Source organism: Shimia biformata, assembly GCF_016888515.1.
GTDB lineage: Bacteria > Pseudomonadota > Alphaproteobacteria > Rhodobacterales > Rhodobacteraceae > Shimia_A > Shimia_A biformata.
Map to the genome: position 1 here is coordinate 2,937,175 of NZ_JAFEJK010000001.1, position 13,058 is coordinate 2,950,232.

Consider the following 13,058-nt stretch of genomic DNA (forward strand, 5'->3'; position numbering starts at 1 on the left):
CCTCGGGCCATTCTTCAACCAAATACGCCGTCGCCCTGCTCGTCGATCATCTGCCGTGCCTTGGCGACCGAGGCCTCTGCCGCGTCATCAAGGGCGTTCAGCGTATCCGCCCGGATCAGCGTGTGAACACGGACCTCTCCGTCGACCTCTTTCTCGATCCGGGCCGAGATGCGATAGACCGCCCCTTCCTTGATCGGGGTTGGGTAGATGCGAAATCCCTTGTGGTCTTCGTGTTTCTCGGTTTCCGCAGCAGCGCCGCCACCGAATAGTTTTTTCAGGAAAGACATCCAAGCCTCCTCAGGAACTGAGTTTGCGCAATGATCGGGCCTTGCCTTGGCAAGTGCAAGGGGATCGGCAAAAGAAAACCGGCGGCGCCCTGGTCGGGTGCCGCCGGTGGTCATGTCATTTTTCGTTGTGGATCGCCTTACTGATCCAGGAACGAACGAAGCTTGCGACTGCGGCTGGGGTGTTTCAGCTTGCGCAGCGCCTTCGCCTCGATCTGACGGATGCGTTCGCGGGTCACGCTGAACTGCTGGCCGACCTCTTCCAGCGTGTGGTCGGTGTTCATGCCGATGCCAAAGCGCATCCGCAGCACACGTTCCTCGCGCGGGGTAAGCGAGGCCAGAACCCGTGTCGTGGTCTCTTTCAGGTTTTCCTGAATGGCGCTGTCCAGCGGCAGAACCGCGTTCTTGTCCTCGATGAAATCGCCAAGCTGGCTGTCTTCCTCGTCGCCAATCGGCGTTTCAAGGCTGATCGGTTCCTTGGCGATCTTCATCACCTTGCGGACCTTCTCAAGCGGCATCTGCAGCTTTTCGGCCAGTTCTTCCGGGGTCGGCTCGCGGCCGATCTCGTGCAGCATCTGGCGGCCGGTGCGGACCAGCTTGTTGATGGTCTCGATCATGTGGACCGGGATACGGATGGTGCGGGCCTGATCGGCAATCGAGCGGGTGATCGCCTGACGGATCCACCATGTCGCGTAGGTCGAGAACTTGTACCCGCGGCGGTATTCGAACTTGTCCACGGCCTTCATCAGGCCGATGTTGCCTTCCTGAATGAGATCAAGGAATTGCAGGCCGCGGTTGGTGTATTTCTTGGCGATCGAGATCACCAGACGCAAGTTGGCCTCGACCATTTCCTTCTTGGCTTGACGCGCCTCTTTCTCACCTTTTTGCACCTGCTGGACGATGCGGCGGAATTCCGAGATGTCCAGACCGACATATTGCCCGACCTGCGCCATGTCCGCGCGCAGTTCCTCGACCTTGTCGGTCGAGCGCTCCATGAACATTTGCCAGCCACGACCGGATTTCGAGGCCATGTCATCCAGCCATGTCGGGTCCAGCTCGCGGCCACGGTATTCGTCGATGAACTCGCGGCGGTTGATGCGGGCCTGGTCCGCCAGTTTCACCATCGCGCTGTCGATCTGCATGACACGGCGGTTGATGCCGTAAAGCTGGTCGATCAGCGCCTCGATCCGGTTGTTGTGCAGGTGAAGCTCGTTCACCAGTTCCACGATTTCGGACCGCAGCTTCTGATAGACGTCTTCTTCCTTGTCCGAGAACGACCCGTCCTCGTTGATCGTGGCCGAGATCCGGGCGTCCTGCATCTCGCTCAGCTTGGCGAAGTCGCGCGCGATGTGGTCCAGCGTTTCAAGGACACGCGGTTTCAGCGCCGCTTCCATCGCGGCCAGCGACATGTTCGCCTGCTCGTCCTCGTCGTCATCCTCTTCCTTGGCAATCGGGTTGCCATCGGCGTCCAGCTCGGGGCCTTCGTCCTTTTTCGGGGCCGAGGTCACGTTGGCCGCTTCGACGACGGGTTCTTCGTCATCTTCCATCTGGCCCGAGAAGGTGGTCTCGAGGTCGATGACGTCGCGCAGCAGGATTTCCTCGGAAAGAAGTTCGTCGCGCCAGATCGTGATGGCCTGGAAAGTCAGCGGGCTTTCGCACAGCCCCGCGATCATCGTGTTGCGGCCGGCTTCGATCCGCTTGGCGATCGCGATCTCACCCTCGCGGCTGAGAAGTTCGACCGACCCCATCTCGCGCAGGTACATGCGCACCGGGTCGTCGGTGCGGTCCAGCTTCTCGGTCGTGCCAGAGCCCAGCGCGACCTCGCGATTGGACGAGGATGTATCGACCACGGCGGTCGATTTCTGTTCCTCTTCCTCGGCCTCTTCATCCTCGATGATGTTGATGCCCATTTCCGAGAGCATCGACATCACGTCTTCGATCTGTTCGGAACTGACCTGATCGGGGGGCAACACCTGATTCAGCTGGTCGTAGGTGATGTAACCCTTTTCCCGCGCCTCGGCGATCATCTTCTTGACGGCGGCCTGGCTCATGTCCAGCGATGTTTCGTCGTCCTGATCGTCGGGCTTTCGGTCGTCAGTGTCCTTGGCGGCCATGTAATGCTCCTGCAATTCGGGTCGGGCGGGTGATTCGCTTGACCGAATCATTTAGCGCGATTGAGTGATTCGCACACCCGTTTACCTTGCTTTCTTTACCTATTCCTCACTGGAAAGCCCAGACCACCCGTCAGCGGCGTCCCTTTGTGAAGGTGATTCGTTTCATCAGTGCGTCAAGTTTGGCACGCTCTTCCTTGTCGATCGCTGCCCCGTTATCGGCACGCACATAGTCCTTGCTGTCCTCTTGTCGACTGCGCACAGCCTGATTTCGCGCCTCAGCCGCCTGTGCTAGACGCCATGTCACGGTCTCATCCGCGGCGGCGGTCAGGTCTTCTTCGGCTTCGGCGATTTCCAGCGTCAGACCACGTTCGGTTTTCAGCTTGGCCATCTCCTCGGACAGGGTCAGGCGGGCAAGCTCAAGATCACCGGGATTGCGGATCGCCGGTGCAATGGCCACGTGGGGATGGGTCAGCAGGTTTTCAACCACCTCGGCACCAATGATGTCCGACACCCGACCTGTCAAACCGTCATCGCCAGGGGCAGCGCGCAGGATCGCATCGCGGATCGCGGCATAAAGCGCGTCGTGGCAGTCCATCGTTTCGATCTGGTATTCGAATTCCCCCAGTATCGCGGGTGTCTTCAGAACCGTTGCCAGGATCACGGCCTCGCGCAGCCTGTGGGTCACATCATCCTGTGCCGCCGCCAGAAGCGAGGATTTGGTATGCCCCTGTGCGCGGCGCGGCGGCTGCCAGTCGCGGCGGAAGCCGCCACCCTGCCCCTGCCGTTCGGGACGTTTGGGGCGGAACAGGTCCCACCGCATGTCCTTGAGCGCCTGCCCATAATGGTTGCGGATCGACGGGTCTTTGATGTGGGCGATTTTCTCGCGCAGCGCCTTGTCCAGCGCGGCGCGGCGCTCGGGGCTGTCAAAGACCTTGCCCTCGGTCTCGCGTTGCCACAGCAGGTTGACCATCGGCATGGCCTGATCCAGCACCTCTTGCACCGCCTTGGCGCCTTTGGCGCGGATCAGGTCGTCGGGGTCCTGGCCCTCGGGCATCAGGGCAAAGCGCACCGACTGCCCCGCTTCCAGCAATGGCAATGCCGTGTCGATCACCCGCATCGCCGCCCGCAGCCCGGCCTGATCGCCATCCAGCGCGATGATCGGTTCCGGCGCGATGCGCCACAACATGGCCAGCTGGTTCTCGGTGATGGCGGTGCCCAAGGGCGCGACCGCCGCGCCGAACCCGGCTTCGCTGAGCGCGATCACGTCCATATAGCCTTCGGCCACGATCAGCGGCTGTCCTTTGCCCGCCGCCTCGCGCGCCGGGCCGTGGTTGTAAAGCGTACGCGACTTGTCGAACAGCGCGGTTTCGGGGCTGTTGAGATACTTGGCGTTGTCGTTCGGGTCCATGGCGCGGCCGCCAAAGGCGATGCAGCGCCCGCGCGCGTCACGGATCGGGAACATGATCCGGTTTCGGAACGTGTCATAGGGCTTGCCGCCCTTGGTCGAGGGCTTGGCCAGACCGCAATCAAGGATTTTCTGCTCGTCGACACCTTTGCCGCGCAGGTGGTCCCACAGGCCCTGCCAGCCATCGGGGGCAAAGCCGATCTCGAATTTTTCCTGCGTCGCATCCTTCAGCCCGCGCCGGTCCAGATAGTCCCGCGCCGCCGCCCCTGCCCCGGTTTTCAGCATCAGGCGGAAATGCTGGACCGCCATCTCCATCACCTTCACCAGCTCGGTCCGGTGATCGGATTTTTCCTGCGCGCGGGGGTCCATGGCGGGCATCTGCATCCCGGCCTCTTCCGCCAGAATCTTCACCGCTTCCATGAAGTCCACATTCTCGGTCTCGCGCACGAAGGAAATCGCGTCGCCCTTGGCGTGGCAGCCAAAGCAATAGTAGAAGCCTTTTCTGTCATCCACATGAAAAGACGCGGTTTTTTCGTGATGAAACGGGCATGGCGCCCACATGTCGCCCTTGCCCTGATTGGACTTGCGCTGATCCCATATGACCTTTCGGCCCACGACCTGACTGAGGCTCGTACGGGTGCGCAATTCATCCAAGAATCCGGGCGGAAGTGACATGCAGAACTATATGGGCAGCGTCAAACCGAAGTCCAGTCGCCGCAGCGCGCCTATTTCTCCAGGCAGGCCTCGTAAAAGTCCTTGGCCGAAAACTGACCTGCATCCTTGCGCGGCTGGCTATAGATCCACTCGGACCACTGGTCCACGGCAGGACCATAATTGGAGGGCACAGGATTGGCGCCGGTCTTCAGTTCGGCCACGGCCTTCTTCTTGCTGACCTTGTCCAGACGCAGCGCGACCAGCCGTTCGATGATATCCGTGTTCGTCTGGCAAAACTCTTGCTTGGCCTTGGACGCAGCAAGGACCGGACTCGCGGCAAGCGCGGCCACCAGAAGCGCGGGAATCATCTTTTTCATGGTCGGTCTCCTGATCATCGGACCGGCACAGGTAATCAGCCCGCCCGCCGCGCTGCAACCCCAGACATGGCGGTTTCAAGCTCATGCACAAGGGTGGTGGCCATGGACCGGAACCCGAGGATCATAAACGCGTCGTCGCCAAGCCGCGTGATCGAGACATTCATGTGCTGCAACTGCGTGCGCGCCGTGTGGCCCCGTTTGAACACCTGTTGCCGCAGGTCGATCGGGACCAGCCGCGCCAGCACATCCTCGACGCCTTCGCCCTCGATCCGCAGCGCGGCCCATGCGTCCGACTGGTCCGTCACCGCAGCATGGGACAAAAGCCGGGCCGCAGGCGCTGGTCCTGCCAGAAGGACATGCGCCCGACCAAACCAGATCAGGCGTTTGCCGTCCTTGCCCGTGGCGCGACCGGGTTTCGGCAGCGTCAGCCCATGCGCGGCCTTCATCGCCTCGGCAAAGCTTTTTTCCTTGCCGCGATGGGGCGCCAGAGCGGTCAGGTGCCCTAGGTCGACCTCTCTCAGCGTCACGCCGCCGATTTCAACTGGCAACAGCCCGTCGCACGGGGATTTCGCAATCAACTCAGCCACGCATCCGTCCCCCTTCTGGATCAAAGAACACCGGATCACAGACCACGCAGCGGGCAGTGATGCCGCGCAGGTGATCGACGACCTTGACCTCCTCGCCATGGCGCGCGCGCCCGTTTCTGAGGAAGGCAAGACCAAGATAGCTTTCCAGCGTCGGCGAGAAACCGACAGAGGTGGTATAGCCCTGTTCGTTCACCCGCACCGGATCGGCGTCCTTTTCGAACAGATGCGCGCCCGCGGTGATCTGCTTGACCGGGCCGACGGGTTTCAGGCCAACCAGCATCTCGCGGTCCTCACCCGACAGGCCGGGCCGTTCCGACATGGTCTTGCCGATACAGTCCTTTTTCTGGCTGACCATGCGGCCAAGCCCCACATCGAAGGCGGTGACGCGGCCGTGAATCTCGGCATGGGTGATGAAGCCCTTTTCGATCCTGAGGACGTTCAGCGCCTCCATCCCGTAGGCCCCGCCTCCCATCGCCTCGGCCCGCGCCAGTAACAGGCGGAACAGGCTGTCGCCATAGCGTGACGGCACCGCGATCTCATAAGCATGTTCGCCCGAGAACGAGATACGGAACAGCCGCCCCTTGACCCCCTGCACCGTCACAGGCGCACAGCCCATGAAGGGCCAGGTGGTGTCCTCCACGGTCTCGTCCACCAATGCGTTCAGCAGATCGCGCGATTTCGGCCCGGCCACCGCGAACTGCGCCCATTGCTCGGTGACCGAGATAAAGGACACGTCCAGATCAGGAACAAGGCACTGATGCACATAGTCCAGATGCCGCATCACCGGCCCGGCGGCTGCGGTGGTGGTGGTCATAACATAGTGGTTCTCGCCCAGCCGCGCCGAGGTGCCATCATCCATGACAAACCCGTCCTCGCGCAGCATCAGCCCGTATCGGGCCTTGCCCACGGGTAGGGTCGAGAAGGTGTTGGTATAGACAAAATCGAGGAACACGCCCGCGTCCTTGCCCTGAATATCGATCTTGCCAAGGGTCGAGACATCGCAGATGCCGACCGTATTACGGACCATGTTGACCTCACGGTCACAGGATTGCCGCCAGGTGGTTTCGCCGGGGGCCGGGAAATAGCTGGGGCGATACCACAACCCCGCCTCGATCATCGGTGCGCCGTGGCCCACCGAGGCGACATGGCTGGTGGTGAAACGCTGCGGCGCGAAACCTGCCCCCTGCACCCCCGCCCCCATCGCCGCAATTGACACCGGGCTGAACGGCGGGCGATAGGTGGTGGTCCCGGTTTCAGGAATACCCCGGCCCGTGGCATCGGCCAGCACCGCCAAGGCCCCGATGTTCGAATTCTTGCCCTGATCGGGCGACATGCCTTGGGTGGTATAGCGCTTCATATGTTCGACCGAACGGAAGTTCTCGGCCGCCGCCTGCACCACGTCCTTCACCGTCACGTCGTTCTGGAAATCCAGCCACGCCCGCCCCTTGCCCGGCACCGACCAGAGCGGCGAAATCTCGTATTCGCCATCCTCGGCACGGGGCAGATCGACACCTGCCGGTTTGACCCCGAGGTCGGACAGCGCGGCCTTTGCCTCGGCCATGCCCTGCTGCAATGCCTCATGGGTTGAAAACGCGCCATTGGCCGCCCCTGCCACGGTCAGCCCCGGCACCGATCCCGGCGTCGGGACAAAAGCGGCGATGGTCGGGTCCCATGTCGGTCGGCCACTCATGTGGCAGGTCAGGTGAACCGTCGGGTTCCAGCCGCCCGAGACCGCCAGAAGGTCGGTCTGGATCTTGTCCTCGCCCAACGCGGTGCGGAAAGTGATGTTCTCAAGCCCCTTGCGCCCGGCGGCGTCACAGACCTGCGCCCCCTTGATGACAGGGAAGTCGGCGCTGTCGGGGGCGTCGTCGCGGGAGTCGATCACAGCCGCCACGTGTACGCCCGCCGCGACAAGGTCGGACGCGGTGCGATGGGCGTCATCATTGTTGGCAAAAACCGTCACGGTCCTGCCGGCCGCCACGCCATAGCGGTTCAGATAGGTCCGCACCGCGCTTGCCGTCATGATGCCCGGACGGTCGTTGTTGCGGAATGCGACGGGCCGTTCGATCGCGCCTGCACAGAGGATCGCCCGCTTTGCCACGATCCGCCAGAAGCATTCCAGCGGCCTGTCACCACGATCCTCAAGGTGATGCGCGACCCGTTCCAGCGCGCCATAGGTGCCCTGATCATAAGCCCCGGTCACCGTGGTGCGCGGCATCAGGCGAACATTGTCCATCGACGCCAGTTCAGCCACAACCGCCGCCGCCCAATCCGCACCGGGCCGCCCGTCAACCTCAAGCGTTTCGCCATTCAGCCGCCCGCCCATCACCGCGTCTTCATCGGCAAGGATGACATCCGCCCCGGCGCGGCCCGCCGTCAGCGCCGCCATCAGGCCCGCCGGCCCCGCACCAATGACAAGCAAATCGCAAAAGGCAAAGGCCTTTTCATAACGATCAGGATTGTGTTCACGGCTAAGCGCGCCCAGCCCCGCCGCCCGCCGGATCACCGGTTCATAAAGCCGCTCCCAGAACTTTCGGGGCCACATGAAGGTCTTGTAATAAAACCCCGCCCCAAGAAACGGCGCAGCCAGATCGTTGACCGCCAACAGGTCGAAATCCAAAGACGGCCAGCGGTTTTGTGACGTTGTTTCCAGCCCGTGAAAGACCTCCTGCACCGTGGCGCGCACATTCGGGTCCCGCGCCGCGCCGCTCCCGACGGTGATCAGCGCATTGGCCTCTTCGCTACCCGCGCCCATCACTCCGCGCGGACGGTGATACTTGAAGGACCGCCCGACCAGCCGCTCACCGGCGGCAAGCAGGGCCGAGGCCACGGTATCACCCCTGAACGCCTCGACCCGGCGCCCGTCGAAGGTAAAGCTGAGCGGCGAATTCCGGTCGACAAGACCCTTGCCATTGACCCTCATGCGCCGCCCCCCTTCACATCCGACGCCAGCACCACGTCCAGAACGGCATGGGTCACGGTGTTCCGCGTGACCACCAGCCACGCGCCGCATCCGGCTTCATGATACCAGAGATCGCGCGTCTCGCCCGCCGGGTTGTCGCGCAGATGCACATAGGCCTCCCACGCCTCATCCCCGGCATCCGGCGCGGGCCGCTCCAGCGCCACCGCGTCACCGACATAATAAAACTCGCGCCGATCCCTCTCGCCGCACTGCGGGCAGGTCAGTCTCATGCCCCACCCCCTGCTTTTTGCTGGTCAAAAATACCCAATTCCGACATCGCCACCCTCAATGCAGGTTGTGTTGAGAGCCGGTGCCCTCTTCATCCATCAGACCGACCCCGGTGCGGAACCGGTCCATGCGGAACTTCGCGGCCACCTCATGCGGCTGACCGGTCGCCATCAGATGCGCCATGCACCAGCCCGAGGCCGGCACCGCCTTGAACCCGCCGTAGTTCCAGCCGCAATCGATGAACAGCCCGTCAACCCCCTCCATCCTGTCGATGATGGGGCTGCCATCGGGGGTCATGTCCATGATCCCGCCCCAGGACCGCAACACGCGCGCCTTGCCGATCATCGGCATCAGCGTCATGCCCGCCTCCATCACATGTTCCTTCATCGGCAGGTTGCCGCGTTGGGCATAAGAGGCATAGAAATCGAGGTCGCCGCCAAAGACCAGACCACCTTTGTCGGACTGGCTGATATAGAAATGGCCCATACCGAAGCTGATGACGTGGTCGATCACCGGCTTCAGCCCCTCGGTCACAAAGGCCTGCAACACGTGGCTTTCGATCGGCAGGCGCCGCCCCGCCATCGCCGCCACCTGGCCCGAGCGCCCCGCGACCACGATCCCGACCTTCTTTGCCCTGATCGGTCCACGGGTGGTCTGGACGCCTTTCACGACACCGCCTTCGATATCGATGCCCGTAACCTCGCAATTCTGGATCAGGTCGACACCCCGGTCCGACGCGCCGCGGGCATAGCCCCAGGCCACCGCGTCATGGCGCGCGGTGCCGCCGCGCGGGTGGTATAGCCCGCCATAGATCGGGAACCGTGTCTGCTCGAAATCGAGATAGGGCAGGTGTTTCCTCACCCCGTCGCGGTCCAGAAGGATCGCGTCGTCGCCCTGGTTCAGCATCATGTTGCCACGCCGCGCGAAGGCATCGCGCTGGCCGTCCGAGTGGAACAGGTTGATCAGCCCGCGCTGCGAATGCATCACGTTGTAATTCAGGTCCTCTTCCAGCCCTTCCCACAGGTTCAGCGAATGGGAGTAGAACTCGGAATTGCCCTGAAGAAAGTAATTGGCGCGCACGATCGTGGTGTTGCGTCCGACATTGCCGCCGCCAAGATAGCCCTTTTCCAGAACGGCGATATTGGTCATGCCGTGGTTCCTGGCCAGGTAATAGGCGGTCGACAGCCCGTGCCCGCCGCCGCCGATGATAACGGCATCATATTCCGGTTTCGGCGTGGCGTCGCGCCAATGCGCCGCCCAGCCCTTGTTGCCGGTCAGCCCCTCTTTCAGAACCCTGAGCCCCGAAAACCGCATTTGTCTCTCCCGTTCGTCCTGCTCCGAGTGAAGCAAGTCCGGGGGCAGAGTGCAATGCGCCAGACGCATCGACATGACCGAATGCGACGGGTGCTGTCGTTTCCGGTGAATTAGAACGAGAGCGACAGTGCCGCGCCGAAAATCGGGGCGGGATCGTAGTCGGTTGAGGACACAATCACATCCGCAGCATCACGCACCGTCAGGTTGCCGCCATACTCCATGCCCGCGAAGACAGAGGCTGAAATGCCCGGGTTCGGCTCGTACCCAATGCTGAGGATCACGGGGAAGGACTTGTCCTCGCCGGTGCCGCCCGGGGTTGCCCCGGTGTCGGACAAGCGGAAGGTGTTGCGTTCGGACCTTCCCGAAAGGGACACCGACCACGCCTTTGAAAACGCATAGGACAGCGTCAGGCCCGGTCCTTCCGATGCGCCAAGTGTCGGGCCGGTCGTCAGCGCAAGGCGGTCGGTGATCGACCAATCGATGATCAGCGCCGGGAAGATGTTCGGATCGGCGCTGCCCAGCTGCGAGAACACGCCGATCCCCGGCCCGATGGTCAATGTTTCGCTGACCTCCCAGCTTGCCCCGGCAAAGGCGCCATAGGTGGCCCCGTCCCCGGCTGACACGCCGTCTTCGTATCGGGTACGCATGGTCGGCGCGATGAAATAGCGCATGCCGGAATTGGTTTTTCCGATCACCGAAACCGACACACCGGCTTCGTTGACGCGGCTCCAGGGCGCGGTGACGCCCGAGAAGTCATAATCCGACGCGCCGAAGCTGGCGCTGATCCCGAGGGACAGGCCCGATTGCAGGCGTTTCAACCCGCCGACGCGCGCAAAGGCCCGATTGACCGAAAATTGTCCGCCGCCCTCAAGGTCGGCTGCGCTCTGACCAAGATAGGCGCCATCCAGTGACAGGAACCAGTCCTTGTCAGGTTGCTCTGCGGAAGCATTTGTGGCGGCCATCGCCAACGCAAACGCGGCGGCTGAAAGGGTGAGGTGTTTCATAGATTGTCCCATGTTTTCCGGGGTTACGTCCTGCGACGCAGCCCGGATCACTCGTGGGTCAATCAGTTCGGCGTCGCGGCGCGGCGTTCTTCCAGCGTCAAAATGCGCGGTGCGACGATGGGGGCGCCGCCTGCGTCAAAAAACGGGTTGGGGTCGCCTGTGACCCGCGCCTTCAGCGATCGACCGATGATTTTCAGCGTGGCAGGCAGGATGCCGCGATTGCGGAAGTCCTCGGGCATATCCCGCGCCCCATCGGCACCGTATATGCCCGTGACCGGACCGACGATGTCCTGCGCCTCAGCCCCGCAGCGGGCCAGGTTCACCCCGCAGAACGCCACCCCGCGCGACGCCAGCATGGTAAACAACGGCGAATTGCAGCATCCGGCATACCAGCGCAGGATGCCCTTCGGCGACAACCGGAGACAGGCAAGATGTTCCTGGCCCGAGGTGATCTCGATCCGCGACGGCACCGTCTGGAACAGGTCGGTCGCGCCATGCGCGTCAAGGCTGTCGAGATCGCCCAGGTGCCGCGCTGCCGCCTGGCAGTCCCGGCAATAGCATTTCAAATGATTGACCGAGCGCGGCGACACGTCATGCGCCACGCCTTGCAACGCCCCGCAGCGACAGGAAAAACCGACATCAGGTCCCGCCATGCCTACAAGCCCTTGGCGCGATAGCTGGCCGCGACCTTGGTGATCGATGCAAGGTAAGCGGCAGTGCGCAGGTCCTCGACATCCGCCCGGTCATGCCAGATATCGCGCATCGACTGGTAGGATATCCGCATCGTGTCATCCAGCCCCGAGCGCACCAATTCCAGCTCATCGGCGCCGCGCAGGTATTTCTGCTTGAACTCGGGCGACAGGGTATAGGGGATCGCGGCCGCCTTGCTGAGTTTTTCCAACTCGTCCACCACCAACTGGTGGCGCGCCTCTTCCTGACGGCGCTGCATCCGGCCAAAGCGGATATGGCTGAGGTTCTTGACCCATTCGAAATAGGACACGGTCACACCACCGGCATTTGCATACATATCGGGAATGATCACCGTGCCCTTCTTGCGCAGGATTTCATCCGCCCCGGCGGTCACAGGGCCATTCGCGGCCTCGATGATCAGCGGGGCCTTGATGCGCTTGGCGTTGCCCATGTGGATCACCCCCTCCATCGCGGCGGGGATCAGGATATCGCATTTTTCTTCAAGACAGGCCGCCCCGTCGATCGAGTGTGTGGCATCCGGGAACCCGGTCACGCCGCCATGTTTGACGATCCAGCCGCGCACGGCCTCGACGTCCAGCCCGTCGGCATTGTAGAGCGCGCCGTCATGTTCGATGATGCCGACAATCCGCGCGCCATCTTCCTCGCTGAGGAACTTGGCGGCGTGATAGCCCACGTTGCCCAGCCCCTGCACGATGATCCGCTTGCCATCCAGCGTTCCGGTCAGCCCTGCCTTCTCGATATCGCGGGGATCGCGGAAAAACTCGCGCAACGCATATTGCACCCCCCTGCCCGTCGCCTCGACCCGGCCCGAGATCCCGCCGGCATTCAGCGGCTTGCCGGTCACGCAGGCCTTGGCGTTGATGTCGGTGGTGTTCATGCGGGCATACTGGTCGGCGATCCAGGCCATCTCGCGTTCGCCGGTGCCCATGTCGGGGGCGGGCACATTCTGGCTGGGATGGATCAGGTCGCGCTTGGCCAGCTCATAGGCGAAACGGCGGGTGATCAGTTCAAGTTCGTGTTCGTCATATTGCCGGGGATCGATCCGCAACCCGCCTTTCGAGCCGCCGAACGGGGCTTCGACCAGCGCGCATTTATAAGTCATGAGCGCCGCCAGCGCCTCGACCTCGTCCTGGTTGACGGACAGGGCGTAGCGGATGCCGCCCTTGACCGGCTCCATATGTTCGGAATGAACCGAGCGATATCCGGTGAAGGTCTGGATCTGCCCCCTGAGCCGCACTCCGAACCGCACCGTGTAGGTCGAGTTGCAGACCCGGATCTTTTCCTCAAGACCCGGCGGCAAGTCCATCAGGGCGACGGCCCTGTTGAACATCAGATCAACGGATTCCCTGAAACTCGGCTCGTTTACCCGACCCATGATTGCCCTCCGAAATACATTTCGCCGCGACTCGGCGTCGCAG

General features: G+C 62.7%; 11 protein-coding genes. All 11 read right to left on the minus strand.

Annotated features, from left to right (window positions below; translation table 11 throughout):
• Positions 1 to 14: 14 nt before the first annotated feature.
• The 11 genes from JQ863_RS14470 to JQ863_RS14520 all read right to left on the minus strand — a co-directional run bounded on the left by JQ863_RS14470 (position 15) and on the right by JQ863_RS14520 (position 13,015).
• A complete protein-coding gene (locus JQ863_RS14470; RefSeq protein WP_204114860.1) occupies positions 15 to 287 on the minus strand; it encodes an HlyU family transcriptional regulator in 273 nt (90 codons plus the stop codon).
• A gap of 137 nt (positions 288 to 424) precedes the next feature.
• Positions 425 to 2,398, minus strand: coding sequence for an RNA polymerase sigma factor RpoD (rpoD, locus tag JQ863_RS14475; protein ID WP_204114861.1), 1,974 nt, complete (start codon positions 2,396 to 2,398; stop codon positions 425 to 427).
• A gap of 130 nt (positions 2,399 to 2,528) precedes the next feature.
• Positions 2,529 to 4,478, minus strand: a complete 1,950-nt coding sequence (dnaG, locus tag JQ863_RS14480) for a DNA primase (protein ID WP_204114862.1) — start codon at positions 4,476 to 4,478, stop codon at positions 2,529 to 2,531.
• 50 nt (positions 4,479 to 4,528) lie between these two features.
• A complete protein-coding gene (locus tag JQ863_RS14485; protein WP_204114863.1) occupies positions 4,529 to 4,834 on the minus strand; it encodes a hypothetical protein in 306 nt (101 codons plus the stop codon).
• A 35-nt stretch (positions 4,835 to 4,869) separates the two neighbouring features.
• Positions 4,870 to 5,421, minus strand: coding sequence for a sarcosine oxidase subunit gamma (locus JQ863_RS14490; protein ID WP_204114864.1), 552 nt, complete (start codon positions 5,419 to 5,421; stop codon positions 4,870 to 4,872).
• A complete protein-coding gene (locus JQ863_RS14495; RefSeq protein ID WP_204114865.1) occupies positions 5,414 to 8,344 on the minus strand; it encodes a sarcosine oxidase subunit alpha family protein in 2,931 nt (976 codons plus the stop codon). Before JQ863_RS14495 ends, JQ863_RS14490 begins: the two co-directional genes overlap by 8 nt.
• A complete protein-coding gene (locus JQ863_RS14500) occupies positions 8,341 to 8,613 on the minus strand; it encodes a sarcosine oxidase subunit delta (RefSeq protein ID WP_204114866.1) in 273 nt (90 codons plus the stop codon). Before JQ863_RS14500 ends, JQ863_RS14495 begins: the two co-directional genes overlap by 4 nt.
• A gap of 55 nt (positions 8,614 to 8,668) precedes the next feature.
• Positions 8,669 to 9,925: a sarcosine oxidase subunit beta family protein gene (locus JQ863_RS14505; RefSeq protein WP_204114867.1), complete on the minus strand. Its 1,257-nt coding sequence runs from the start codon at positions 9,923 to 9,925 to the stop codon at positions 8,669 to 8,671.
• A 110-nt stretch (positions 9,926 to 10,035) separates the two neighbouring features.
• Positions 10,036 to 10,929: a hypothetical protein gene (locus tag JQ863_RS14510; protein WP_204114868.1), complete on the minus strand. Its 894-nt coding sequence runs from the start codon at positions 10,927 to 10,929 to the stop codon at positions 10,036 to 10,038.
• A 62-nt stretch (positions 10,930 to 10,991) separates the two neighbouring features.
• Positions 10,992 to 11,582 carry a DUF6151 family protein gene (locus JQ863_RS14515; RefSeq protein ID WP_204114869.1) on the minus strand — a complete coding sequence of 197 codons (591 nt, stop codon included), beginning with the start codon at positions 11,580 to 11,582 and terminating at the stop codon, positions 10,992 to 10,994.
• Between the two features lie 2 nt (positions 11,583 to 11,584).
• Positions 11,585 to 13,015 carry a Glu/Leu/Phe/Val family dehydrogenase gene (locus tag JQ863_RS14520; RefSeq protein ID WP_204114870.1) on the minus strand — a complete coding sequence of 477 codons (1,431 nt, stop codon included), beginning with the start codon at positions 13,013 to 13,015 and terminating at the stop codon, positions 11,585 to 11,587.
• Between the last annotated feature and the right edge of the window lie 43 nt (positions 13,016 to 13,058).